Annotated in this window: 26 protein-coding genes; 17 read left to right on the top strand and 9 right to left on the bottom strand. The window is 57.7% G+C overall.

Features of this window, described 5'->3' with window-relative positions; genetic code table 11:
• Positions 1–1,193: DUF6531 domain-containing protein (locus AC2FAK_RS22495; RefSeq protein ID WP_485453328.1), on the bottom strand; the 1,193-nt coding region annotated here is incomplete at its 3' end.
• A gap of 276 nt (positions 1,194–1,469) precedes the next feature.
• A complete protein-coding gene (gene tsgA, locus AC2FAK_RS22490; RefSeq protein ID WP_021242206.1) occupies positions 1,470–2,654 on the bottom strand; it encodes an MFS transporter TsgA in 1,185 nt (394 codons plus the stop codon).
• A gap of 278 nt (positions 2,655–2,932) precedes the next feature.
• On the opposite strand from tsgA, the gene ppiA reads away from it, so the two are divergent.
• From ppiA to argD, 4 genes are all read left to right on the top strand, one after another.
• Positions 2,933–3,505 (top strand): peptidylprolyl isomerase A, encoded by a 573-nt coding sequence (ppiA, locus tag AC2FAK_RS22485; protein WP_013099061.1) that lies wholly within the window; start codon positions 2,933–2,935, stop codon positions 3,503–3,505.
• A gap of 105 nt (positions 3,506–3,610) precedes the next feature.
• A complete protein-coding gene (locus tag AC2FAK_RS22480; protein ID WP_038420737.1) occupies positions 3,611–4,195 on the top strand; it encodes a putative adenosine monophosphate-protein transferase Fic in 585 nt (194 codons plus the stop codon).
• Between the two features lie 30 nt (positions 4,196–4,225).
• Positions 4,226–4,789 (top strand): aminodeoxychorismate synthase component 2, encoded by a 564-nt coding sequence (pabA, locus tag AC2FAK_RS22475; RefSeq protein WP_038981460.1) that lies wholly within the window; start codon positions 4,226–4,228, stop codon positions 4,787–4,789.
• 86 nt (positions 4,790–4,875) lie between these two features.
• Positions 4,876–6,096, top strand: a complete 1,221-nt coding sequence (gene argD / locus AC2FAK_RS22470; RefSeq protein ID WP_170942765.1) for a bifunctional acetylornithine/succinyldiaminopimelate transaminase — start codon at positions 4,876–4,878, stop codon at positions 6,094–6,096.
• Here argD and AC2FAK_RS22465 read toward each other — a convergent pair.
• Together AC2FAK_RS22465 and crp are read right to left on the bottom strand one after the other, a co-directional pair.
• Positions 6,093–8,180 carry a YccS/YhfK family putative transporter gene (locus AC2FAK_RS22465; protein ID WP_013099057.1) on the bottom strand — a complete coding sequence of 696 codons (2,088 nt, stop codon included), beginning with the start codon at positions 8,178–8,180 and terminating at the stop codon, positions 6,093–6,095. The genes argD and AC2FAK_RS22465 overlap by 4 nt on opposite strands.
• Positions 8,181–8,237: 57 nt before the next feature.
• Complete coding sequence (crp, locus tag AC2FAK_RS22460) at positions 8,238–8,870, bottom strand: cAMP-activated global transcriptional regulator CRP (protein WP_000242758.1); 633 nt, start codon at positions 8,868–8,870, stop codon at positions 8,238–8,240.
• 310 nt (positions 8,871–9,180) lie between these two features.
• Here crp and AC2FAK_RS22455 point away from each other — a divergent pair, with 310 nt between their 5' ends.
• Positions 9,181–9,585, top strand: coding sequence for an OsmC family protein (locus tag AC2FAK_RS22455; protein ID WP_028027906.1), 405 nt, complete (start codon positions 9,181–9,183; stop codon positions 9,583–9,585).
• A 66-nt stretch (positions 9,586–9,651) separates the two neighbouring features.
• Here AC2FAK_RS22455 and AC2FAK_RS22450 read toward each other — a convergent pair whose 3' ends face one another.
• The 3 genes from AC2FAK_RS22450 to AC2FAK_RS22440 are packed head-to-tail and all read right to left on the bottom strand — an operon-like array spanning position 9,652 to position 11,789.
• A complete protein-coding gene (locus tag AC2FAK_RS22450) occupies positions 9,652–10,521 on the bottom strand; it encodes a phosphoribulokinase (protein ID WP_013099054.1) in 870 nt (289 codons plus the stop codon).
• A gap of 30 nt (positions 10,522–10,551) precedes the next feature.
• Positions 10,552–10,770: a YheU family protein gene (locus tag AC2FAK_RS22445; RefSeq protein ID WP_013099053.1), complete on the bottom strand. Its 219-nt coding sequence runs from the start codon at positions 10,768–10,770 to the stop codon at positions 10,552–10,554.
• Complete coding sequence (locus AC2FAK_RS22440) at positions 10,767–11,789, bottom strand: hydrolase (RefSeq protein ID WP_013099052.1); 1,023 nt, start codon at positions 11,787–11,789, stop codon at positions 10,767–10,769. The genes AC2FAK_RS22445 and AC2FAK_RS22440 overlap by 4 nt, the downstream gene beginning before the upstream one ends.
• A 228-nt stretch (positions 11,790–12,017) precedes the next feature.
• On the opposite strand from AC2FAK_RS22440, the gene mdcA reads away from it, so the two are divergent.
• From mdcA to mdcH, 8 genes are all read left to right on the top strand, one after another.
• Positions 12,018–13,673 carry a malonate decarboxylase subunit alpha gene (mdcA, locus tag AC2FAK_RS22435; RefSeq protein WP_013099050.1) on the top strand — a complete coding sequence of 552 codons (1,656 nt, stop codon included), beginning with the start codon at positions 12,018–12,020 and terminating at the stop codon, positions 13,671–13,673.
• Positions 13,673–14,530 (top strand): triphosphoribosyl-dephospho-CoA synthase, encoded by an 858-nt coding sequence (locus AC2FAK_RS22430; protein ID WP_095455764.1) that lies wholly within the window; start codon positions 13,673–13,675, stop codon positions 14,528–14,530. The genes mdcA and AC2FAK_RS22430 overlap by 1 nt, the downstream gene beginning before the upstream one ends.
• Before the next feature lie 9 nt (positions 14,531–14,539).
• Positions 14,540–14,839 (top strand): malonate decarboxylase acyl carrier protein, encoded by a 300-nt coding sequence (mdcC, locus tag AC2FAK_RS22425; protein WP_029882152.1) that lies wholly within the window; start codon positions 14,540–14,542, stop codon positions 14,837–14,839.
• A complete protein-coding gene (locus AC2FAK_RS22420; protein ID WP_095455765.1) occupies positions 14,832–15,665 on the top strand; it encodes a biotin-independent malonate decarboxylase subunit beta in 834 nt (277 codons plus the stop codon). Before mdcC ends, AC2FAK_RS22420 begins: the two co-directional genes overlap by 8 nt.
• On the top strand, positions 15,665–16,465 hold the full coding sequence (gene mdcE / locus AC2FAK_RS22415) for a biotin-independent malonate decarboxylase subunit gamma (protein ID WP_095455766.1): 801 nt from the start codon (positions 15,665–15,667) through the stop codon (positions 16,463–16,465). Before AC2FAK_RS22420 ends, mdcE begins: the two co-directional genes overlap by 1 nt.
• 123 nt (positions 16,466–16,588) lie before the next feature.
• Positions 16,589–17,548: an AEC family transporter gene (locus AC2FAK_RS22410; RefSeq protein WP_095455767.1), complete on the top strand. Its 960-nt coding sequence runs from the start codon at positions 16,589–16,591 to the stop codon at positions 17,546–17,548.
• Between the two features lie 2 nt (positions 17,549–17,550).
• On the top strand, positions 17,551–18,168 hold the full coding sequence (locus AC2FAK_RS22405; RefSeq protein ID WP_095455768.1) for a malonate decarboxylase holo-ACP synthase: 618 nt from the start codon (positions 17,551–17,553) through the stop codon (positions 18,166–18,168).
• Positions 18,168–19,064 carry a malonate decarboxylase subunit epsilon gene (gene mdcH, locus AC2FAK_RS22400; RefSeq protein ID WP_095455769.1) on the top strand — a complete coding sequence of 299 codons (897 nt, stop codon included), beginning with the start codon at positions 18,168–18,170 and terminating at the stop codon, positions 19,062–19,064. The genes AC2FAK_RS22405 and mdcH overlap by 1 nt, the downstream gene beginning before the upstream one ends.
• 62 nt (positions 19,065–19,126) lie before the next feature.
• Here mdcH and AC2FAK_RS22395 read toward each other — a convergent pair whose 3' ends face one another.
• Together AC2FAK_RS22395 and AC2FAK_RS22390 are read right to left on the bottom strand one after the other, a co-directional pair.
• Positions 19,127–20,059 carry a LysR family transcriptional regulator gene (locus tag AC2FAK_RS22395; protein WP_013099042.1) on the bottom strand — a complete coding sequence of 311 codons (933 nt, stop codon included), beginning with the start codon at positions 20,057–20,059 and terminating at the stop codon, positions 19,127–19,129.
• Between the two features lie 15 nt (positions 20,060–20,074).
• A complete protein-coding gene (locus AC2FAK_RS22390; protein WP_013099041.1) occupies positions 20,075–21,979 on the bottom strand; it encodes an ABC transporter ATP-binding protein in 1,905 nt (634 codons plus the stop codon).
• A gap of 138 nt (positions 21,980–22,117) precedes the next feature.
• Here AC2FAK_RS22390 and kefG point away from each other — a divergent pair, with 138 nt between their 5' ends.
• From kefG to slyD, 4 genes are all read left to right on the top strand, one after another.
• A complete protein-coding gene (gene kefG, locus AC2FAK_RS22385; protein WP_013099040.1) occupies positions 22,118–22,669 on the top strand; it encodes a glutathione-regulated potassium-efflux system ancillary protein KefG in 552 nt (183 codons plus the stop codon).
• Positions 22,669–24,474: a glutathione-regulated potassium-efflux system protein KefB gene (gene kefB, locus AC2FAK_RS22380; protein ID WP_020690480.1), complete on the top strand. Its 1,806-nt coding sequence runs from the start codon at positions 22,669–22,671 to the stop codon at positions 24,472–24,474. Before kefG ends, kefB begins: the two co-directional genes overlap by 1 nt.
• A 13-nt stretch (positions 24,475–24,487) precedes the next feature.
• Complete coding sequence (locus AC2FAK_RS22375; protein WP_013099038.1) at positions 24,488–24,688, top strand: YheV family putative zinc ribbon protein; 201 nt, start codon at positions 24,488–24,490, stop codon at positions 24,686–24,688.
• Positions 24,689–24,782: 94 nt separating this feature from the next.
• Complete coding sequence (gene slyD, locus AC2FAK_RS22370; protein WP_013099037.1) at positions 24,783–25,367, top strand: peptidylprolyl isomerase; 585 nt, start codon at positions 24,783–24,785, stop codon at positions 25,365–25,367.
• Positions 25,368–25,501: the final 134 nt, after the last annotated feature.

Here is a 25,501-nt window from a genome sequence, read left to right as displayed (position 1 = left end):
GTGCTGCCGTCGGCTTTTTCTTCCCGCACAACCCGCTTTAATCCGCCTTCGCCTCCGGTGTGCAGTACCTCGCGGCGGTTCAGACTGTCGGTGATAATGACGGTATGTTTTTCATAGCCGTAGCGATAGCTCAGCCCCGCCGGGTTGTGCTGCGCCACCACCCGGCCGGAAGCGTCATAGCTGTAAGTGGTCTGCGGGCGTCCGGCATGACCATGGGCCGTCATGCGTCCGGGATGTTTATCATCATATGTAAAACTGCGCACCCGGGTGCCCCCCCGGTCATACACCGCCGCCAGCTCGCCACGCGGGGTGTATGCATAGCGCACCAGCGGCTCCGCGGGCAGGTTGTCCGGGTATGCCGGGTCGTGCACCAGCCATACCGCCTCCAGGCGGACGCCGCTGTCGGCACCGTAGCCTGATACCGGCGGGGTCTGTGGCAGTGTGCTCAGCGCCAGCCGGAAACGGCGGCCTGCGCCGTCGGTGACAGCGGTGATGTGGCCGGTGAACGCCCCCTGCGCGGCCCGGTGAAAGGCGAGCCTGCGCCCGAAACGGTCCGCCAGCCCGGTCAGGACCCGGTACGGCGGCAGCGGCGCGGGCAGGACTTCCCCTGTGTCAGGGACACGTTCAGACCAGCCGAGTATCCACCACGGCCCCTGCGCGCTGTTCGTCGCCAGGTAAAGGTGCTGACTTAACCGCAGGTCTTCCGGCAGGGTCTGCCACAGCACGTGCAGCGGATTACTCTCGTGCAGCCGGGCCACGCCGCCCCGGGCCAGCCACAGGGACTCGCTGCGGCTGAAGGCGGTTTCTCCGGGCAGGAGAGGCTCAAAGTGAATGCTGCGTCCGCCGTTATCATTAATAATCAGTTCATCGTCGCGAAGCTGCAGACGGATATCGAAGGGCGCTTTCCAGCCGGGGCCGAAAATGCCCACCGGTGCGGGAGTTCTGGTCCGGTAACTGCTGTACGAACGGGAGAGGACAAACGGCAGCGGGCCGGGCAGGGCGATATCCGTTTCGCCGGGCAGAACCTTGGCCCCCAGCAGCGGGTTCACCGGGTTGCCTGAGGTTCTCCCGCCGGGACAGACCGAGCAGGCCACGCCGGTGGGGGCACCTATCATCACCCCCGTGGAACCCTGCACAATCGGCCCGCCGTACTTCGTCATATCCCCCATCCGGGCCGCCGGTTTACCGCTCATGGTCACATCCTTCTGAACCTGAAATGAGCGCGAAGCGTAGCGGGTAAAGCCCACTAAAAAAGAAGGGTTACAGACAAAAAAAGGAAATTCAGAAAATATTTAGAGAAGGTATTAAAAAGAGCCATAAATTAGTTCTAATTTCTGCTTTCTCTTTGTTCGTTGACACTGAGTTGCGATGAGCCTAAATCTTCGCAGCGTTTAGATAATCCGGCACGCTGTTTGAATGCATTGGATGTTAGAAACAGCCCCTCTGCGTAGCGCAGAGGGGCGCAGGGATTAGTGCGACGCCGCTGCAGCGTTATGCTGGCGGTGGCGGGTTACAAAGCCCAGGATGAAGCACATGATGAACACCACGGCGTACAGGCCGTTAGCGGTGTGCAGCGCCGCCAGCGGACCGCTGTGGGCGACGATCGGGCCCGTCACCACAAAGGTCAGCATGGTGCCGATTGTGCCGCAGGTCAGTACGAAGTTCACCAGCTTCGGCGAGGCCACTTTGGTCTGCAGGGAGCCCAGAGTGATGATCGACGTGTAAATGGCGCTTGAGAAGAAGCCCAGGGTCAGAATGAACCACGGCATATGCTCCGGCGAACCGTTGATGAACAGATACATCAGCACGGTAGCCAGGCCTGCCAGCACGGTCAGGATGCGCTGCAGATCGAAGAAGCGCAGGATGAAGCTAAACGCCCACATGCCAAACATGTAAGACATCCAGAAATCGCTCACCAGTTTACCCGCGTCGTTCAGGCTCATGCCCAGACCTTTGGCGTATTCCGGCACCCAGGAGATAAAGCCCAGCTGACCCAGGATGTAGCACAGTGCGGCAATGGAGAGGAACAGTACGCCGATACCCCATTTCTCTTTCGCCACAGGCTCTGCCGTGGTCTGTGCTTTTTTACCCAGAACCGGGAATTCGCAGCCGAAGGTCAGGATGAAGATGGCCACGTAAACCAGGCCGATACAAGCGTAGACCCAGTACCACTCAATGCTGCGCGCCAGCAGAACGGCCGCGACCATCGGGAAAATCATCCCGGCCATGCTGAAGAAGGAGTCGGTAAACAGCAGGCGCGCGCCGCGCTGACGGCCTTCATACATATGGGTAATCAGGAAGGTACCAATCGACATGGTGATCCCGCTGACCAGACCGAGCACGAACATGGCGGCGGAGAACAGGGCGATGCTGTGGCTCAGCATCAGACCCGCCACGGCGGCGACCATCAGCACAAAACCAAAACGCAGCTGCGTTTTCAGCGGAACAATTTCCATCAGCCAGGCATTCAGGAAAATGGAGATCAGGATCCCCGCGTTGAGGAAGGTGAAGGTGTTACTCATGCTGGAAACGGGCAGCTGGAAGTAGTCTGCGATATTTCCCATCACCATCCCGGTGACGATCACCAACGCGCCGGTCAGGGCGTAGGAGAAGAAGCTGATCCATGTGAGCTTGATACGATTGCTGTTAGTCATGTCTGGCCTGTTCAGGAAAAGAAAAGCGCCGGATAGGCGCTGAGAGCGGGCAGATTTTAGTCGTGAAAGTGATCCATTCATATCTTTTAAAGAAAATATGAGCTTCATTGCAGGTTTTTATGTGATCGTGATCACATAAAATTGCGTTATAACCAATCGTTTGCGCGGTAACAACTGTTTCAATTTCGTAAAATTAGGTAAAAGGCTGGTCTCCGTTCATACTGCTCTTTAGAATCAAGCCATTCGCTTTTTATACTGCGCTTTGTTAAGGAATTCTCATGCTCAAATCAACACTGGCGGCTGTCGCAGCTGTGTTTGCTCTTTCTGCCGTTTCCCCGGCTGCGCTGGCAGCAAAAGGGGACCCTCATGTTCTGCTGACCACCTCCGCAGGGAATATTGAGCTGGAACTGAATAGCCAGAAAGCCCCGGTTTCTGTGAAAAACTTCCTCGACTACGTAAACAGCGGCTTTTACAACAACACCACCTTCCACCGCGTGATCCCAGGCTTTATGGTGCAGGGCGGCGGTTTCAACGAGCAGATGCAGCAGAAACAGCCGAATCCACCGATCAAAAACGAAGCGGACAACGGCCTGCTGAACACCCGTGGCACCATCGCCATGGCGCGTACGGCGGATAAAGACAGCGCTACCAGCCAGTTCTTTATCAACGTGGCGGATAACGCCTTCCTCGACCACGGCCAGCGTGACTTCGGCTATGCGGTGTTTGGTAAAGTGGTAAAAGGGATGGACGTGGCGGACAAGATTTCTCAGGTACAGACCCACGACGTTGGGCCATACCAGAATGTACCATCCAAACCGGTCGTGATCCTCTCTGCAAAAGTACTGCCGTAACCCTCTTTGACACGGGCGCGTCTCGCCCGTGTTGTTAGCCCTCCCTGCGAAAGCGCGTTTTGCTGCTTATACTTTGGCAAACGGACATATTCAGGGAGGCGTTAAGTGAAAAAACTCACCGATAAGCAAAAATCCCGTCTCTGGGAGCAGCAGCGTAACGTCAATTTTCAGGCCAGTTGTCTCCTTGAAAAGGGTCATGGTCCTTCAGATCCCCAGATTGAGACGCTGGAACTTGGGCCTTCAGCGCCTGGGTTGCCCCATCTGTGCCTTATTCACCGCCATCTGTATCGCAGAGAGATGAAACGGGCAGGTGAATACCGTACGGACGATATTTTCAAAGGGGAGATTCCTTTTTGCCATTTCGAATACATTGAGAAGATGGGCAATGAATTGATGTCGGCACTGGAAAGCGACCGGTACCTGGTGGGTCTTCAGAAAGAGGAGTTTATCGAGCGGATAAGCCATTACTATTGTGAAATCAATATGCTGCATCCTTTTGCCAGCGGTAATGGCATTGCGCAGCGTGTTTTCTTTGAACAGCTGGCGATCCATGCGGGTTACCTGCTGGACTGGCGCGATATCGATCCTGAGCAGTGGGTCGCGGCTAACCAGAGCGGCGCAACGGGAGATTTGTCCGCCCTGAACGCTATCTTTGCCAAAGTAGTGAGCGAAGCGCGGGAATCTGAGTAGAATAGGGCGGCATTTTTTTCGGGAGCCGCCATGATTCTGCTGATTGATAACTACGATTCCTTCACCTGGAACCTTTACCAGTATTTTTGTGAACTGGGTGCAGAGGTGGTTGTCCGCCGTAACGACGACATCAGCCTGACCGAGATTGACGCGCTGGCCCCAAAGAAAATCGTTATCTCGCCGGGGCCGTGTACCCCATCGGAATCGGGTATTTCTCTGGATGTGATCCGCTACTACGCCGGCAGGCTGCCGATTCTTGGCGTCTGCCTTGGCCATCAAGCCATCGGGCAGGTGTTTGGCGCCACCATCGTCCGTGCTGCCAGGGTGATGCACGGTAAAACCTCCCCGGTTACCCACACCGGCACGGGCGTGTTTAGCGGGTTAAATAACCCGTTAACCGTCACGCGCTACCATTCTCTGGTGATTGACCCGCCGACGCTGCCCGACTGCTTTGAGGTGACCGCCTGGAGCGAGACGCAGGAGATCATGGGCATTCGCCATCGTGAATGGGATCTCGAAGGGGTGCAGTTCCACCCGGAGAGTATTCTCAGCGAACAGGGGCACCAGCTGCTGGCTAATTTCCTTAATCGCTGAATATCTGTTGCCTTGCTGTGATTTTTTATGCATATTTTGTGATTATATTTTCACAATCAATGTGACATAAAATGGATGGGCATGACATGGCAACTGAACAATCTGCAATTACCCGCGCGACATTCGATGAAGTCATTCTGCCGATTTATGCACCGGCCGAGTTTATCCCGGTAAAGGGAAAAGGCAGCCGCGTCTGGGATCAGCAGGGGAAAGAGTACGTGGATTTCGCCGGGGGGATTGCGGTGACGGCGCTGGGGCATTGCCATCCTGCACTGGTCGAGGCACTGAAAACCCAGGGCGAAACCCTGTGGCACACCAGCAACGTCTTTACCAACGAACCGGCGTTGCGCCTGGGGCGCAAGATCATTGACGCGACTTTCGCCGAGCGCGTGCTGTTTATGAACTCCGGGACCGAAGCCAACGAAACCGCCTTCAAGCTGGCGCGCTACTACGCTTCCACACGCCACAGCCCATACAAAACCAAAATCATCGCTTTCCATAACGCTTTCCACGGTCGTTCACTGTTTACCGTTTCCGTTGGCGGCCAGCCGAAGTATTCCGACGGCTTTGGTCCGAAACCCGCCGATATCATTCATGTGCCGTTTAACGATCTGCATGCGGTGAAAGCGGTGATGGATGACCATACCTGCGCGGTCGTGGTTGAGCCGATTCAGGGTGAAGGTGGCGTGACGGCGGCAACGCCGGAATTCCTCAAAGGGCTGCGCGCGCTGTGCGATCAGCATCAGGCGCTGCTGGTGTTTGATGAAGTCCAGAGCGGGATGGGGCGTACCGGCTCCCTGTTCGCCTATATGCACTACGGCGTGACGCCGGATATTCTGACCAGCGCCAAAGCGCTCGGCGGCGGCTTCCCGGTCAGCGCGGTGCTCACCACCCAGGAGATCGCCTCCGCGTTCCACGTTGGCTCACACGGCTCCACCTACGGTGGAAACCCGCTGGCCTGCGCCATCGCCGGTGCGGCGTTTGATATCATCAATACGCCGGAGGTATTAAGCGGCGTTCAGGCGAAGCGCGAGCTGTTCGTGAAACATCTGCAGCAGATCGACGAAACGTACGACGTCTTCAGCGAGATCCGTGGCATGGGACTGCTGATTGGCGCAGAGCTGAAGCCGCAGTACAAAGGCCGCGCACGCGATTTCCTGCACGCCGCTGCTCACGAAGGGGTGATGGTGCTCAACGCCGGCCCGGACGTGATGCGCTTTGCGCCGTCGCTGGTAGTCGAAGAAAACGATATTGAAGATGGATTAACCCGCTTTGCCGCGGCGGTCGGGAAGATCGTCAACGGCTAATACTCGGTTCGTTTTAACCGCCGCGTTAACCAGATGCCGTGATGCGGACGCTGACGCCATGCCACCGACGAAATGGTGTGCATGGTGTTCAGATGCCCCAGAATGCGCTGCAGATGCTGCTCCAGGGTGCTCATTGGCCCGTGGGTGAGCGTTTCCGGCGCTTCCAGAATGTTCGAATCCCCCGATTCACCCGGCGCGTCATACTCCAGACGCTGCTGACACCGTTGCAGGGCAATCTCACACGACTGCAAATAGCGCTGCGCCAGGTCTGGCGTTAGCATGGTATGTTCACGCGCCAGCGTGGTCATCGCGTTGATATGTTCGACGATGAACTGGCTGTGCGTTACCCAGAGCTTCATATCCGCCAGATAGTGCGAGTTAAAGCCGGGCTCCTGCATCGCCTGATTCAGCGAGTTGAACAGGGCGTTATGCGCCTGGTTGACCTTCATCCGCTGATACGCCAGCGGGGAGGGCTGCGGATCGTCGCTCAGGATCAGGCGGATAGCCTGCTGGTCGGCCTCCAGCGCGTCGTGGGCGTTCTGTCTGAGCAGGCCGCTTTGCCATTGTGGCCACAGCCAGACCATACCACCAAAGGCAATCAGACAGCCAATCAGGGTATCGATAAGCCTGGCGACAATAAATTGTTCGCCATTGAGCGTAAGCAATTGCAGGGTATATACCGCCGTAACCGTAAAGCCCACCATCGCCCAGCCGTAGTTTTTGCGGATGATCAGGTAGCTCACCAGGGTAATCAATAGCATGCCTGCCAGCGTATAGCCTTCCGGCACGTGGAAGTGCAGCGTTACGCCTGCGATAATCAACCCCGCCATGGTTCCGCCCGCCCGGTGCAGAATACGCACCCGCGTGGCGCCGTAGCCGTTCTGGGTGACAAACAGTACCGTCATTAATATCCAGTAGGGTTTGGGCAGATGCAGCGCCATGCCCATCAGGCTGGCGATGCTCAGCATCACGCTAATCCGGGCGGCGTTGCGCAGGGCGGAAGATTTAAACGAGAGATAGCTTTTAAGCGCAGGCAGCAGCGGCAGGCGCTTTTGCTTATCCGCCATCAGATCGCGGGGATAGAGCGGGCGCTGGGTACGCAGCACGCGGGCAATACGGCTGAAGTGCCAGGCGGCAAACTGGCCTACCGGGTTATCCTCGTGCTGGCGGGCGATTTTCTCCAGTGCGCCGAGCTGCTTGTCCATGTTAAAGCGGGTGGGGTAGCGGTGATAAAGAATGTCGTCGGCCAGTACCCGCAGGCGTGCGGACACGGTCTGCGCGTTCCAGCGGATCACCGCTTCGGCATGGCTGCGCTCCACCAGCTTTTGCACCTCCTTCGGGTGGTGCAGGCTCACGGAGATATGCTCCTGCAGATCCAGCCCTACCTGGAAGGTGCGCAGCAGCCGTTTATATTCGTGGTTCTTGTTGGCGGCCAGCATATGCAGTTGCTGGTAGCACTGGCTTATCAGATCCACCACCTTCTGCTGGCGCGTCAGCAGCGGCGGCAGCGATTTTTCCGGGTCGGTATGCTGGGTCAGCAGTGTGTATTTGGCTTCGCAGTACTCCGCAAGCTGGACATAGAGCAGGCTCAGGGATTCACGCAGCGGTTGTTCCCGCCACAGCCAGAACCAGAACCAGTTAAACAGGCCATACCATAGCGTACCGAGGGCGTAGATCAGCAGCGGCTCCCACACTGGCATGTTACCTGCGAGACTCAGGGTAAAGATGGCCGCGATGAGTGAGGCGGGCAGTAACCGCGCGTGCAGCGAACTGATTTCGGCGGTCACCCCCAGCGTCATCGCCAGCACGCTCAGGATCAGCGGCAGCGGAATATCGCGGGCCAGCAAAAGCTGCACGGCCAGGCTACACCCGGCAAACAGCGAACCGCCGATAATCAGACGTTTGAAAAAACGCTTATGCGGGGTGTCGAGACCGGCAATGTTGCAGCAGGCGGGAACCAGTGAAAACAGCAGCCCCTGCTGAAGATGCCCAAGGATCAGGCCCACGGCCACAGGAAGGCACAACACCAGCGTTTGTCGCAGTGCGTAGTTAACTTCCGGGTGATAAATCAGCCTGCGCCACATGGGGAGTAGAGACAAAAACGGCGTGACACCTTGCGATGGCACGCCGTTTTATCGGGATTAACGGGTTCCGTAAACCACGATGGTTTTACCGTGGGCGGAGATCAGGTTCTGATCTTCCAGCATTTTCAGGATACGGCCCACTGTTTCACGGGAGCAACCGACGATCTGACCAATTTCCTGGCGGGTAATTTTAATTTGCATGCCGTCAGGGTGGGTCATAGCGTCTGGCTGTTTCGCCAGGTTCAGCAGGGTCTGCGCGATACGGCCGGTCACGTCCAGGAAGGCGAGGTTACCCACTTTCTCTGATGTCACCTGCAGACGGCGAGCCATCTGCGAAGAAAGACGCATCAGGATGTCAGGGTTAACCTGAATCAACTGACGGAATTTCTTGTAGGAAATTTCAGCCACTTCACATGCTGTCTTTGCACGAACCCAGGCGCTACGTTCCTGGCCTTCTTCAAACAGGCCCAGTTCACCGATAAAATCGCCCTGGTTCAGATAAGAAAGGATCATCTCTTTCCCTTCTTCATCTTTGATCAGCACTGCCACCGAGCCTTTGACGATGTAATACAACGTTTCCGCTTTTTCACCCTGGTGAATCAGCGTGCTCTTCGATGGGTACTTATGAATGTGGCAATGAGACAAGAACCATTCGAGAGTCGGGTCTGTTTGCGGTTTGCCAAGCACCATGCGCTGTTATCCTCTGTTATAAGCTGTCACCAGAGTCATAAGATGCATCCGGACTCTGGGGTTGCAATCGAATTCTTACCCATACCTGGGAAGTCGGCTGTCGTAACGTTTCGCAGCCAGTAAAGTTTGATGTCCTCTGCATACATGTGTAACGTCAATGTATTACTGTAGCATCCAGAGTGTTTTAGCATAGCTTTCGCCGCGTGTCTCCTGGTGTCTCGCTTCAGCATGACGCAGGTCGCCTTCCATTGCGAGAAATGTAACGCACGCGTAATCTGTCACCAAAAATGCAACGTTGGAGCTAATGAATATGCAAGCGCGCGTGAAATGGGTAGAAGGTTTAACGTTCCTGGGCGAGTCCTCGTCGGGACACCAGATTTTGATGGACGGTAACTCCGGCGATAAAGCACCCAGCCCAATGGAGATGGTGCTGATGGCGGCAGGGGGATGCAGCGCGATTGACGTGGTGTCGATTCTGCAAAAGGGCCGTCATGATGTGACCGACTGTGAAGTCAAGCTCACGTCAGAACGTCGCGAAGAGGCGCCACGCCTGTTCACGCACATTAACCTGCATTTTGTTGTCACCGGGAAAGCGCTGAAAGATGCTGCCGTCTCACGCGCGGTGGATCTGTCTGCGGAAAAATACTGCTCTGTGGCATTAATGCTGGAGAAAGCGGTAAAAATTACCCATTCGTATGAAGTGATCGAGGCGTGATTGATGGGGCATCGTGCGTGTTGATGCCCTCACCCTAACCCTCTCCCACCGGGAGAGGGAATATGATTATGCGATCTGTTTCCCTTCCATCAACCGCTGCACCAGCGGCGTCATGATCAGCTCCATCGCCAGCCCCATTTTTCCGCCGGGCACCACTAACGTATTCATGTGAGAAATAAACGAACCCTGCAGCATCGCCAGCAGCCAGGGGTAATCGATGCCGTCGAGATTGCGGAAATGGATCACCACAAAGCTCTCATCCAGCGACGGGATACTTTTGGCCGCGAACGGGTTGGAAGTGTCCACCGTCGGCACACGCTGGAAGTTGATATGGGTGCGGGAAAACTGTGGTGTCAGGTAATTGATGTAATCTTCCATTGAGCGCACAACCGAATCCATCACCGCCTCGCGTGAATGGCCGCGCTCGCTGATGTCTCGCGTCAGCTTCTGGATCCACTCCAGGTTAACGATTGGCACCACGCCGACCAGCAGATCCACATGTCGCGCCACGTCGTGATGCGGCGTCACCACGCCGCCGTGCAATCCTTCGTAAAACAGCACGTCGGTAGGTTCCGGCAGCGGCTGCCAGGGGGTAAAGGTGCCCGGGACCTGATTCCAGGGAACGGCTTCGTCGTAGGTGTGCAGATATTTGCGGGACTGGCCTTTGCCGCTTAGGCCGTACTCCTGAAACGTTTGCTCCAGCAGGCCGAAGTCATTGGCCTCCGGGCCGAAGTAGCTGATGTGTTTGCCCAAATCACGCGCTTTGCGGATGGCCATGTCCATCTCCGGGCGCGTATAGCGGTGAAAGCTGTCGCCTTCGACCTCCGCCGCGCGGAGATTCAACTGGGCGAAAATCTTGCGAAACGCGAGGCTGGTGGTGGTGGTTCCCGCACCACTCGACCCCGTAACGGCAATAACCGGATGTCTGGCAGACATAGCAACTCCCTGACTGGAAAGGTTGAAAGATCAGCCGTGAAACGCGTTGCGGGGCATGATATTGACCGTCTCATGCAGTTCAGACCACACCAGCACCACGTCGCCGCTTTTAAGCTGGCGTTTAACATCGTTGACCTTTTGCTCAAGCGAGCGTTCATGTTCACCATAATCGGTGCCTTCACGCAAGACAAAGCTTTCAATCAGATTATCGAGCGTTTCGGGCGCCAGATCCTGCCAGGGGATAATCATGTTGCACCGTCCAGGTAAGGGGTTAACCAGTCAGGAATGCGCGTCTCCAGCCACATTTTCGGGCGACGCAGCGTTCCGCCGACAAACCCCACGTGGCCGCCGTGCTCGGTCAGCTGATAGTGGACGTTGTCGGGCAGAAATTCCTGTGCAGGGATGGAGTGATGATCCATAAACGGGTCATCTTTCGCGTGAATGATCAGCGTCGGCTGAGTGATCTTGCTGAGCAGCGGCATGGCGCTGCACTGACGATAGTAGTCAATGGCATCGGCGAACCCATGAATTTTGGCGGTGATCAGGTCGTCGAACTCACGAATGCGGCGGACCTTTTTCAGCTGTCGCAGGCTTACTGGCAGGGTATCCGGATAGGCCTTCAGCTTGCGCGCCGCATTGGCTTTTAGCAGGTTGAGCAGATAGCGCTGATAGACCCGGGAAAAGCCTTTCTCCATGTGGTAGCTGCACTGTTCCAGCATGAAGGGGGCAGAGACAATCACCGCGGCATTCAGCGGTACCGCGTCTCCCTCTTTAGCCAGCAGACAGGCCAGCATATTTCCGCCGAGCGAATAGCCCACCGCCGCCGTCGGCACGGTGCCGAAATTATCCCGCAGCCAGTGCAAAAACCAGGTGCCATCTTCGGTTTCGCCGGAGTGATAGATGCGTTTCTGACGATTCGGCTCGCCGCTGCATCCCCGAAAATGCATTACCACGCCCAGCCAGCCGCGCGCTTTTGCCGCCTGGATTAACCCATGGGCATACGGGCTGTGCAGGCTGCCTTCCAGACCATGAAACACCACCAGGCGGGGTTTATGGCGCGCCTGTTCGGGATCTTCACTCCAGGCGAGATCCAGAAAATCACCGTCCGGCAAATCCAGCCGCTGCCAGTGCGGAGTGAACTGCACCTTGCGGCGGATCAGGCGCGGCAGCATGGTCTGCAGGTGGCAGTTGGCCACGCCGCGCATGGGCACGAAATCAGTGCTGTCTTCGGCGGTGAGGTCGAAGTCTGAGGGAATGATTTGGGTCATAAGGGCGATGCTGATTCTTGTCAGAAATTTACTATACCTTCCGAATTGTACCCCGTTTAGCCTGGTTTTCCGAAGCATGAACTGATCCCGATCACAAATATTTACCTTGATTATTACTCTCAGGCTAATGATTCCACTCTACGCTTAATTGATGCCTTTTCCGCCAGGGTGCAGACTTTACTCAGCGTTAAGCAAATCAAAATGATGTGCTGAATCAGGAGGTTAATAATGTTATCTGGGCAAATACCCACCCGGCAATGGAACACCCGACGCAGCGAAAAAGCGCGTCGTCTGGCCTCCGTACCGGTGCAGGGCAAGGTTCTGCCAACCGGCGACCTTGTCGCCATGCTGGAAAAGCTGATCGCGCCAGGCGATAAGGTTGTTCTGGAAGGCAACAACCAGAAGCAGGCGGATTTTCTTTCCCGCTCGCTGGCCGAAGTAAACCCGCAAATTGTGCATGACCTGCACATGATCATGCCAAGCGTTGGCCGCAGTGAACATCTGGATATCTTTGAGAAGGGCATTGCCCGTAAGCTGGACTTCTCCTTCTCCGGCACACAGAGCCTGCGCATCTCCCAGCTGCTGGAGGATGGTCAACTCGAAATCGGTGCTATTCATACCTATATCGAACTGTATTCACGTCTCTACGTCGACCTTTCACCAAACGTGGCGCTGATCGCCGGGTTTAAAGCAGACCGCAAAGGCAATCTCTACACCGGGGCAAGTACCGAAGATACCCCGGCGCTGGTGGAGGCCGCCGCGTTCCACGATGGCATCGTCATCGCACAGGTTAACGAGCTGGTGGACGACGAATGCGACCTGCCGCGCGTTGATATCCCAGGCTCCTGGATTGACTACGTGGTGGTGGCCGACAAGCCATTCTTTATCGAACCGCTGTTTACCCGCGACCCGCGCCTGATCAAACAGGAACATATCCTGATGGCGATGATGGCCATCAAAGGCATCTACGCTGAACATCAGGTGCAGTCTCTGAACCACGGGATCGGTTTTAACACCGCGGCAATTGAGCTGCTGCTGCCCACTTACGGTGAACAGCTCGGCCTGAAGGGCAAAATCTGTAAACACTGGACGCTGAACCCGCATCCGACGCTGATCCCGGCGATTGAAAGCGGCTGGGTGGAGAGCGTGCACTGCTTCGGCGGCGAACTGGGGATGGAAGAGTACATCCGCGCCCGTCCGGACGTGTTCTTCACCGGTGCTGACGGCTCCATGCGCTCCAACCGCGCCTTCTGCCAGCTGGCGGGCCAGTACGCGGTGGATATGTTTATCGGCTCAACCCTGCAGGTGGATGGTTACGCCAACTCCTCAACGGTGACCCGCGGTCGTCTCTCCGGCTTCGGCGGCGCGCCGAACATGGGCCATGATCCACACGGCCGTCGCCACGCCACTCCGGCCTGGCTGAACATGATCACCGAACCCGACCCGATGCAACGCGGTAAAAAACTGGTCGTGCAGATGGTGGAAACCTTCCAGGCGGGCGTGAAGCCTACCTTCGTGGAAAAACTGGACGCCGTTGACGTGGCGAAAGCCTCCGGCATGCCGCTGGCACCGGTGATGATTTACGGCGATGACGTCACCCACGTGCTGACGGAAGAGGGGATTGCCTACCTCTACCGGGCAAAAGATCTGGAAGAGCGTCGCGCCATGGTCGCAGCCGTGGCCGGTATCACCGATATCGGTCTGGGCGTGGATGCCAGACGCGTGGCGGAACTGCGCCAGAGCGGCAAGGTCGTGTACCCGGAAGACATGGGGATTCGCCGTACCGATGCCACCCGCTCTCTGCTGGCGGCGGGCAGCGTGGCTGACCTCGTTGAGTGGTCCGGCGGTCTCTACAACCCACCTGCGAAATTCCGGAGCTGGTAATGACACTTCTGCCCCAGATTCAGGTTGAAGGCGGTGCCGAATGGCTGGCGCGAACCGCCACGCAGTGTCTGATTGACGAAGCACGCTTAAGCCCGAAACCCGGTCTGGTGGACAGTCGGGGGAACGGCGCGCACCACGATTTATCGCTTGCGCTGATGGAGCGCTCCGCGCACAGCCTGACCTCCACGTTTCAGGCGCTGGCGCAGCAGAGCTGGCAGCGTCCGGCGGATATTGCCCTACGGCAAATCGTTGGCCGCCTTGGCCGTGAAGGCGAACGGCAGATGATGATCGCCACCGACGGCGTGAATACGCACCGTGGCGCAATCTGGGCGCTGGGGCTGCTGGTGAGCGCGGTGGCGATGCTGGGCGGCGATGCCCGCGCGCAAACCGTCGCTAACACCGCTGCACAGCTGGCGAAACTCCCGGACGACGCGGCACCGAAGGTGTTCAGTAAGGGGTTACGCGCCACGCACCGCTACCGCGTACCGGGCGCGCGGGAAGAGGCTCAGCAGGCGTTTCCGCACATCATGCAGCGCGCGCTGCCGCAGCTTCGCCTGAGCCGCCTCAACGGCAGCAGCGAAACAAACGCCAGACTCGACGCGCTGATGGCAATCATGACTTCGCTCACCGATACCTGCGTGCTGTCGCGCGCCGGAATGGAGGGGCTGGACGCCATGCAGAACGGCGCCCGGGCGGTACTGAACGCCGGAGGATGCGCAACGCTCGCGGGGCAGCAGGCGCTGGCGCGGTTAGATCGCCAGATGCTGACACTCAATGCCTCACCGGGCGGTGCCGCCGACCTGCTTGCCGCCACGCTGTTTCTTGACCGTGTCGAAACGCCCTATTCAAAGCATTAAGAGGATGTTATGGAAAAAATCACATTGACCATGCCAGCCAGCCGCACGTTAAGCGGCCGGGCGCTGGCAGGGGTAGTTGGATCCGGGGATATGGAGGTGCTGTTCACCGCCGAACCGGGCCAGACCTTAACCATTGATATCACCACCTCCGTCGACAACAGCCGCGGACGCTGGGAGGCATTATTCAGCCGCCTGGAGACCGTCAGCAGTCTGCCCGCAGGCAAACTGACCATCCACGACTTTGGCGCGACGCCGGGCGTGGCGCGCATTCGTATCGAACAGGTTTTTGAAGGGGTGAGCCATGCGTGATGACAGCAGCTTTATCGAATTAAAAGCGCGCCAGCGTGCGCAGGCGTTGCTCGACGAGGGCAGCTACCGCGAGCTGCTGGATCCGTTTGCAGGCATTATCTCTCCGTGGTTGGGGCCACAGGGCATTGTGCCGCAGGCCGATGACGGCATGGTGGTCGCGAAAGGAACTATCAACGGCCAGCCTGCGGTCGTCGTGGCGATTGAAGGCGCGTTCCAGGGCGGCAGCATGGGCGAGGTCTCCGGCGCGAAAATGGCAGCAGCGCTGGAGCTGGCGGCGGAAGATAACCGCAACGGCATTCCGACTCAGGCGGTGCTGTGCCTCGAAACCGGCGGCGTACGCCTGCAGGAAGCTAACCTCGGCCTGGCGGCGATTGCCGATATCCACGCGGCGATTGTTGACCTGCGTCGCTACACGCCCGTTATCGGGATTGTGGCCGGAACCGTGGGCTGCTTCGGCGGGATGTCCATCGCCGCGGCGCTTTGCAGCTACCTGATTGTGACCCGCGAAGCGCGTCTGGGGCTAAACGGCCCGCAGGTTATTGAGCAGGAAGCGGGCATTGAAGAGTACGACTCCCGTGACCGTCCGTTTATCTGGAGCATGACCGGCGGTGAGGTTCGCTATCAGAGCGGGCTGGTGGACGCGCTGGTCGGCGACGGGGTGAATGCGGTGAAAGCCGCGATGAACGAGGCCATCGCCAAAGGCGTCTCGGCAAAACATCGCACCGATAACTACGACGATTACCTGAACCGCCTGATGAATTTCGACACCCGCAAGCAGGCCGATGCCGAACAGATTAACGCGCTTTTTGCCCGGGAGGTGAAATGATGAGTAACGCAATGAGCCGTGGCGAACGCTGGCTGGAAACCCTCGCCCCGAAAGCCAAACGTATTGAGGGGCTGTGCCCGTCCGTGCAGGCGGCAGACGGCGAGCTGAACGGTGAAACGGTGCGTTTTATCGCCGTAGTGCCGGATGCCAACAACCACTTCCCGCGCGCAGCGAAAGGGGAAGTCGGCCTGCTTGAAGGCTGGACGCTGGCGAAAGTGGTCAGCGAAACCGTCGCGGCAGATGCTGATAAAGCCGTTAAGCGCCCGATTGTGGCGGTGATCGACGTCCCAAGCCAGGCTTATGGCCGTCGCGAAGAGGCGTTTGGTATCCACCAGGCGCTGGCAGGCGCTGCGGCCGCCTACGCCAACGCGCGCCTGGCGGGTCATCCGGTAATTGGCCTGATTGTGGGTAAAGCCATGTCCGGCGCGTTTCTGGCGCATGGCTACCAGGCCAACCGCCTGATTGCTTTTAACGATAAAGGCGTGCTCATCCATGCCATGGGGAAAGCGTCTGCCGCGCGGATCACCCTGCGCAGCGTGGAGGCGCTGGAAAAACTGGCCGCCACTATCCCACCTATGGCGTATGACATCAGTAACTACGCCACGCTGGGGCTGCTCTCGAGCCTGCTGGATATCAGCAACCCGGATGCCCCATCCGATAGCGACCTGACGCTGGTGAAAACCACCCTGCAACAGGCCATCAGTGACGCTCGTCAGGATCCGACGCTGAAAAGCCGTCTGGGTGCTGACAATCGCCGCAGCTCGGCGCTCGTACGCGAACGTATGCGCGCCAGCTGGTAAGTAAAAAGAGACCTGCCAGATGCACAACCTCACGGGCGTATCCGTTACGCCCGTGCGGGAAACTGCATCCTGAAAATAATAATCATCGCGCCAGTGCTACTTCTTTTTAATCACAGGTGATTTATGACTTACGTAATTGTTCATGCTCTCGCACCGATTTTCGTCATCATGCTGCTGGGATTCTGGGCCGGTAAGGCAAAGATGGTCGATAACAAAAATGTTTCCCTGCTCAATATCTTCGTCATGGATTTTGCGCTGCCTGCCGCGTTGTTCAGCGCGACCGTGCAAACCCCGTGGACCGGTATCGTGGCGCAGTCGCCGCTGATCCTGGTACTGACTCTGGCGATGTGGATCACCTACGCAGCTATCTATTTCCTTGCCACGAAGGTCTTTAAAAAATCCCCTCAGGATGCGGCCGTGCTGACGCTCACCGTCGCGCTGCCAAACTATGCGGCGCTTGGTCTGCCGATTCTGGGTAGCGTGCTGGGTGAAGGATCTACCACATCTCTGTCCGTGGCGGTCTCTATAGCCTGCGGGTCCGTGCTGATGACGCCGTTCTGTTTGCTGATCCTGGAGCGGGAAAAAGCGCGCGCTGAGGGCAATACCTCCGGCTCAACCCTCTCTATGCTGCCGGTGCTGATGTGGCGAACCATTAAAAAACCGATCGTGATGGGGCCTCTGCTGGGTGTGATTTTATCCGCCATCGGCATCAAAATGCCGGAACTGGTCCTCTCTGCAATTAAACCGTTGGGGCTGTCCGCCACCGCTGCGGCGCTGTTCCTGACCGGGGTGATCCTCTCTGCCCGTAAGCTGCAGATCAACACCATGGTGATCACTTCCACTATCGCTAAGCTGCTTATCCAGCCAGCCATTGCCTGGGGTATCGTTTTAATCTTCGGTCTGCACGGCTCCGTGGCGATCACCGCTATCCTGATGATTGCGCTGTCCGCGGGTTTCTTCGGGGTAGTGTTTGGTAACCGCTTTGGCGTGCAGTCACCGGATGCAGAAGCGGTACTGCTGTTAAGCTCAGTCCTGTGTATCCTGTCGCTGCCGCTGTTTATCTCATTGACGTCAGGAATGTAATCATGACCACAACATTACGCCCGCACGACCTCATCTGGCTTACCGCGCGTGACGCGCTGGAAGGGATCACTGAAACCTGGGTGGATGCCGCCTGGCATACCGGCCTGCCGGTGGTGGTGCGGCGTGATGTTGATAACGATGGCCGAATCCCGGTTGGCGTGCGCGGACTGCGCCGCGACCAGCGGGCGGCCGGATGGGTGAAGACGGAAAACGTACGCCGCGTGGTGTCACCTGAAGAGCTGTGCGTCACCGCCGATCTGCTGCGTTCGCCGTTTGTCACTCAGCCACCGGTTCAGGTGGCGTTACAGCTTGCGCAGCAGTCGTGGTCGTGGACGTGGGGCATTACCGGCAGCACCGGCTTTGCGCTGGCGACCGGCATTCCGGTGATCCATGCCGACAGCGATCTTGATCTGCTGATCCGCGCCCCGCAGCCGATATCACCCGACGCGTTTACCGCCTGGCAGTCGCAGTTAAGTGGTGCGCTGTGCCGGGCTGATACCCAGGTGGATACGCCAGAGGGCGGATTCGCGCTGGCGGAGTGGCTGCGCGATGGCAAAACGCTGCTGAAAACCCGCCGTGGGCCACGCCTGGTGGCAGACCCGTGGCGCAGGGAGGAGTGATGAAAATACTGTTTACCTTTCCGGGGCAGGGTACGCAGCATGAAGGTATGCTGCAAAACCTGCCGGGAACGGAACTGGCTCAGGCGCGTGAGGTGCTGGGCGCCGAAGTTGATACGCTGGACAGTGCCGCCTCGTTAACCCATACCCGTGCGGTTCAGTTGTGTCTGCTGATTTCAGGCGTGGCCTGGGCGCGCGAGCTCGAACGGCGCGGCGTATCGCCTGACATTGTGAGCGGTTTATCGATTGGTGCCTATCCCGCAGCGGTCGTGGCTGGCGCGCTGGAATTTACGGACGCGCTTAAGCTGGTGGCGCTGCGTGGCGATCTGATGGAACAGGCCTGGCCCCACGGCTATGGCCTGACGGCCATCATGGGCTTAACCCTGCCGCAGGTGGAGCAGCTTATCGAAGGCACCGGAACGTATATTGCTAACCTGAATGCCGAAACGCAGATCGTCATTGCCGGATCCGATGAAGGGATGGCGCAGGTGGCAAAACGCGCCCTGGAAAAGGGGGCGAGCAAAGCGCAAAGGCTGGCAGTCAGCGTGCCATCCCATTGTGAACTGCTGGCGGAGCCGTCACGAAAGCTGGTCTCGGCGTTTGAAGCGGTCACCCTTTCCCGACCGCGCTGTGCGTATCTGAGCGGCAGCACCGGGCGCGTGCTCTGGCAACCGGAGAGAATCGCGGACGATCTTGCCATGAACATGGCGCGCACCGTGCGCTGGCAGGAGGCGGTGATTGCCGCGAATGAACGTGAAGCCCGGCTGGCGATCGAGATGCCGCCCGGTGGCGTCCTGACCTGCCTGACACGTCAGGCGGCGTGGGAAGGGGAGACCATATCACTCGAGCGCAGCGGTGTGGATGTGGCGGTGCATCTGGCAGGAAGGCTTCGTGCGTGAATTTTTAGCCCGGTGGCGGCTACGCCTTACCGGGCCTACGGGTTCGGTTGCCTTGTTTTGTATCACACACTTTCCTGCAGGCTGCGCGCATACATCCGCCCTTCGGCGGCTAATGCCCGCAGGCTCGGGTCCTGCTCGCGGTTGCGGGCAAAGACAATCGCGATAAGCTGCTGCATCTGGTACGGTTCTGCCAGCTTCAGTAGCTGCACTGAATTTTCGTAGACCTTCTTCATCCTGCCCGGCATCAGCGTAAAGCCGACGCCCGCCTGAACCAGGCTGAGCATTGAGAAAATGTCATTCACGCGGGTGACGATTTCCGGTTCAAATCCGGCGATATGAAATGCTTCCTGGAACCCCGCATAGGTGGCAAACCCTTCTGCCAGCGAGACAAATTTCTGATCTTTGTAATCGCGTAAATCCGCCAGCCCGCTGGTATTCAGCGTGGCAGAGGCAGGCGCGGCCAGGAAAATGTCATCATGAAACAGGGGGAGGACTTCAAGGCTGTTGCGGTCGATATTGCTTTCGGAAATCGAGATGAGGATCGCGTCCAGCGTACCGTCGTCAAGCATATGCAGCAACGTATCGTTAGAGCCCATCGTCAGATCCATCTCCAGATCCGGGCGACGCAGCTTCATGCCCATGATCAGGCGCGGCACGGTTTCCAGCGTCAGCGAGTAGAGCGTGCCGACGCGCAACCGTCCCTGACCAATACCGGCGACCTTACGGGACTCTTCCAGCCCGCGCTCCATCACCTGCATAACTTCCTGACAATACTCCAGCAGCGTCCAGGCGGACGGAAGGGCAATCAGGTTACGTCCCTTATGGGTAAAGAGCGGACAGCGGACGTTCTCTTCCAGAGTATGCAGTGCACGATGCACGCTGACGCCGCTCAGACCCAGCGTTTCGGCAGTACGCGCGATATTGCCCTTCTCCATAAACGTCATGAAGATGCTGAGCTTACGGAATGTAATGTCGCTCGTGATATCGAAACCCATAACCCTCCCGGCGTGTCAGTCAGCCTGCAGCATCGCTTCCAGCTGTTCCTGGGCATCCAGCCATGCCATTTCGCACTCTTCGAGGCTGGATTTGGTCTTCGCCTGGGTTTGCAGACAGTCGGTCAGCTCCGCTTTACGGCTCTGGTCATACAGTTCGCTGTCGCCCAGCTTCTCTTCAACGGCGGCAAGCGTGGCGTTGAGCTTTTCCATCTCTTTTTCGAGACGGGCAATCTCTTTACGCAGTGGTTGAGTCTGAGTACGCAGTTCAGCTTCACGACGCTTCTGATCTTTACGCGCCTGCGCGCTGTTGGCGTTCTCTTTCGCCGACTCTTCCGGCTGGTTCTCTTGCTTCTGCACGTCCGTCAGCCACTGCTGATAGTCTTCCAGGTCGCCGTCAAACGGCTCGACTTTTCCGTCGTGCACCAGATAGAGATCGTCCGTGGTGGAGCGGATCAGGTGACGATCGTGCGAGACCACAACCAGCGCGCCCTCAAACTCAATCAGCGCTTCGGTCAGCGCCTGACGCATGTCGAGGTCGAGGTGGTTGGTCGGTTCATCGAGCAGCAGCAGGTTCGGGCGCTGCCAGACGATCAGCGCCAGCACCAGACGCGCTTTTTCGCCGCCGGAGAAACGCTCTGTGTTTTCAGTGACCTTATCACCCTGGAAGCCAAAGCCGCCGAGGTAGTCGCGCAGCTTCTGCTCCATCTCCTGCGGCGCCAGACGCGCCAGATGCTGGATAGGGGACTCGTCCGCACGTAAAAATTCCAGCTGATGCTGGGCGAAGTAGCCAAGCTTGATGCCTTTCGCCAGACCGATTTCGCCGCTTACCGGGTTAAGCTCGCCCGCCAGCAGTTTGATGAGCGTTGACTTACCGGCACCGTTACGCCCCAGAAGACCAATGCGCGAACCCGGTACCAGGTTGAGTTTGATGGAGTCGAGGATGATGCGATCGCCGTATCCGGCGCTCACTTTTTCCATCTTCAGCAGCGGGTTTGGCAGGCTCTCCGGCTCGCGGAAGCTAAAGTGGAACGGGTTATCCACATGCGCCGGGGCAATCATCTCCATGCGTTCCAGCATCTTGATGCGGCTCTGGGCCTGCTTGGCCTTCGAGGCTTTGGCCTTGAAGCGGTCAACAAAACTCTGCAGATGCGCCACGCGCTGCTGCTGACTTTCGTACATCGCCTGCTGTTGAGCGAGGCGCGTTGCGCGCTGGCGTTCGAAAGAGCTGTAGTTACCGGTGTACTCGAACATATTTTGCTGTTCGATATGAATGATTTTATCCACCACCGGATCGAGGAAGTCGCGGTCGTGGGAGATCAGAATCAGAGTGCCCTGATAGCTCTTGAGCCACTTCTCCAGCCAAATGACCGCATCGAGATCGAGGTGGTTGGTCGGTTCATCGAGCAACAGCAAATCGGAGCGGCAGATCAGCGCCTGCGCCAGGTTAAGACGCATACGCCAGCCACCGGAGAAGTCGCTGACGGGACGTTCAAGCTGTTCGTTGCTGAACCCCAGGCCGTGGAGCAGGCTGGAAGCGCGGGAGCGAATGGTCCACGCGTCGATGGCGTCCAGCTTGCCGTGGACGGTGGCGATGGCGTGGCCATCGTTGCGCTCGTTGGCGGCGTTCAGTTCCGCTTCCAGCTTACGGTATTCACGATCGCCATCAATAACATAGTCGAGCGCCGGCTCACTCAGGGCGGGCGTCTCCTGGTTTACCCAGGCGAGCTGCCAGTTTCCCGGATAAGTAAAGTTACCGCCATCCGCGCTAATCTCGTTTTTCAGCAGCGCCAGCAGGGTGGATTTGCCGCAGCCATTTTTGCCGACCAGACCCACTTTTTGACCTGGATTAATGGTGGCGGTGGCGTTATCCAGCAGGACGCGCACGCCGCGGCGAATTTGTAACGAGGAGAAAACAATCATAGAAGCGCCGTATGTTCCGACTATGTTAATTTGTCATTATGATAATGTAAGGTGTGGGCCATTTTCCGCACCGGGCCGCCATGGTAGCCCAAAACAACGACGATACACAAAAACAGAAACAGAACCGGGAGGGGAGTGATGTCTCAGACAGCAAAAGTGCTGCTGCTGTATGCCCATCCGGAATCTCAGGACTCGGTGGCAAACCGCGTCCTGCTTAAGCCGGCTACTCAGCTCAGTAACGTGACGGTGCACGATCTCTACGCGCACTACCCTGATTTCTTTATCGATATTCCGTACGAGCAGGAATTGCTGCGTCAGCATGATGTGATTGTGTTCCAGCATCCGCTCTATACCTATAGCTGTCCGGCCCTGCTGAAAGAGTGGCTGGATCGGGTGCTGAGCCGGGGGTTTTCCAGCGGGGTGGGGGGCAACCAACTGGCGGGAAAGTACTGGCGTAGTGTGATTACCACCGGTGAGCCGGAGAGCGCCTACCGCTACGATGGCCTTAACCGTTATCCGATGAGCGATATCCTGCGACCGTTTGAACTGACGGCGGCGATGTGCCGAATGCACTGGATGAGCCCGATTATTGTCTACTGGGCACGGCGTCAGGATCCGAAGGAGCTGGCGAGCCACGCCAGAGCGTACGGAGAATGGCTGGCATCACCGATTCCGGCAGGAGGGCGTTAATGGAAGGATCGAATTTACTCCTCGCCGGGGTGCTGTTTTTGTTTGCCGCGGTGGTGGCTGTACCGTTGGCCGCACGGCTCGGTATTGGCGCGGTACTCGGGTATCTGCTGGCGGGGATCGCGATTGGCCCCTGGGGGCTGGGATTCATCAGCGATGTCGATGAAATTCTCCATTTCTCCGAGTTGGGTGTGGTCTTCCTGATGTTCATCATTGGCCTGGAGCTGAATCCGTCAAAGCTGTGGCAACTCCGGCGCTCTATCTTTGGCGTTGGCGCGGCGCAGGTGCTGTTCAGCGCGGCCATTCTGGCCGGATTGCTGATGCTCACTGACTTTTCGTGGCAGGCGGCGACCATCGGAGGTATTGGCCTTGCCATGTCCTCAACGGCGATGGCATTGCAGCTGATGCGGGACAAGGGCATGAACCGCAGTGAGTCGGGGCAACTGGGCTTTTCGGTGCTGCTGTTTCAGGATTTAGCGGTGATCCCGGCGTTAGCGCTGGTGCCGCTGTTGGCCGGGCCGGGTGACGATCACTTTGACTGGGCAAAAGTCTCCATGAAGGTGCTGGCTTTTGCGGGCATGCTAATTGGGGGACGTTTTCTGCTGCGGCCGGTGTTCCGCTTTATCGCCGCGTCAGGCGTGCGCGAGGTGTTTACCGCTGCAACGCTGCTGCTGGTATTAGGCTCTGCGCTGTTTATGGACGCGCTGGGGCTGTCGATGGCGCTGGGTACGTTTATCGCCGGGGTGCTGCTCGCCGAGAGCGAATACCGCCACGAACTGGAAATTGCGATCGAACCCTTTAAAGGGCTGCTGTTAGGGCTGTTCTTTATTTCGGTGGGCATGGCGCTCAATCTCGGTGTGCTCTATACCCATCTGCTGTGGGTTATTGTGAGCGTGGCTGTGCTGGTGGCGGTGAAAACGCTGGTGCTGTATGTCCTGGCGCGTATATCCGGGCTGCGCAGTTCGGAACGTATGCAGTTTGCCAGCGTGCTAAGCCAGGGGGGAGAGTTCGCGTTTGTGCTGTTCTCTACGGCATCGTCCCAGAAACTGTTCAAAGACGATCAGATGGCGCTTCTGCTGGTGACGGTCACGCTGTCGATGATGACCACGCCGCTGCTGATGAAGCTGGTGGATAAACTGCTGTCGCGCCGCTTAAACCCGGCTGATGATGAAGACGAAGCCCCGTGGGTGGAAGACGATAAGCCGCAAGTGATTGTGGTGGGGTTTGGCCGCTTCGGGCAGGTGATTGGTCGTCTGCTGATGGCGAACAAAATGCGCATCACGGTGCTGGAGCGGGATATCAGCGCGGTCAACCTGATGCGCAAATATGGTTACAAGGTTTACTACGGCGATGCGACGCAGCTCGAACTACTGCGATCCGCAGGTGCGGAGGCGGCGGAGTCGATCGTCATTACCTGTAACGATCCGGAAGATACGATGAAGCTGGTCGAACTCTGCCAGCAGCATTTCCCGCATCTGCATATTCTGGCGCGTGCGCGGGGACGTGTTGAAGCGCACGAACTGTTGCAGGCGGGTGTGAAACACTTCTCGCGTGAGACGTTTTCCAGTGCGCTGGAGCTGGGGCGCAAAGCGTTGATTTCGCTGGGTATGCACCCGCATCAGGCGCAGCGGGCCCAGATGCACTTCCGACGGCTGGATATGCGAATGCTGCGCGAGCTGATGCCCGTACACACGGATACGGCGCAGATTTCCCGCGTGCGGGAAGCGCGTCGCGAGCTGGAGGAGATTTTCCAGCGCGAGATGCAGCAGGAACGACGCCAGCTGGACGGCTGGGACGAATTTGAATAAAGGGTAACCAAATATGGCTGTACGTAAACGCTTTATTGCGGGCGCAAAGTGCCCTTCCTGCCAGGCGCAAGATACTCTGGCAATGTGGCGTGAAAATAATATTGATGTTGTTGAGTGTGTTAAGTGCGGCCACCAGATGCGTGAGGCCGACAAAGAAGCGCGCGATCATGTACGCAAAGAAGAGCAAGTGATCGGCATTTTTCATCCGGACTAGCGATATGCCCTGAGTTTTTTTAAGCTAAAGGGTACACGGGTGCAGATTTCCGCTACAATCTGCGCCAGCAATTTTCCCACGCTCAGGAGATATCATGAAAGTAGCAAAAGACCTGGTGGTCAGCCTGGCCTATCAGGTACGTACAGAAGACGGTGTGTTGGTTGATGAGTCTCCGGTGAGTGCGCCGCTGGACTACCTGCATGGTCACGGTTCCCTGATTTCCGGCCTGGAAAACGCGCTGGAAGGTCATGAAGTTGGCGATAAATTTGACGTTGCTGTAGGCGCGAACGACGCATACGGCCAGTATGACGACAACCTGGTTCAGCGCGTTCCTAAAGACGTGTTCATGGGCGTTGACGAACTGCAGGTTGGCATGCGCTTCCTGGCGGAAACTGACCAGGGCCCGGTTCCGGTTGAAATTACTGAAGTTGAAGACGACCACGTTGTGGTTGATGGCAACCACATGCTGGCTGGCCAGAACCTGAAGTTCAACGTAGAAGTTGTCGCTATCCGTGAAGCAACCGAAGAAGAGCTGGCTCATGGCCACGTTCACGGTGCGCACGGTCACGACCATGACCACGATCACGGCCATGACGGCTGCTGCGGTGGCCACGGCCACGACCATGGTCACGACCACGGTAAAGGTGGTTGCGGTAATGGCGGCTGTGGCTGCCACTAATTCCGTATAACGGAAAATAAAAAAGCGGGATTATCCTAATGCCGATCGTTTAAGGATCGGTTGACCGATCCGGTGGCTGGTGTAAAAAGGGTTCATGTTCATCATGGACCCTTTTTTAAATGGAACTTTCACAA

It is taken from the genome of Enterobacter cloacae complex sp. 394F7 (assembly GCF_057320385.1).
This window is presented reverse-complemented; position numbering and strand designations above follow the sequence as displayed.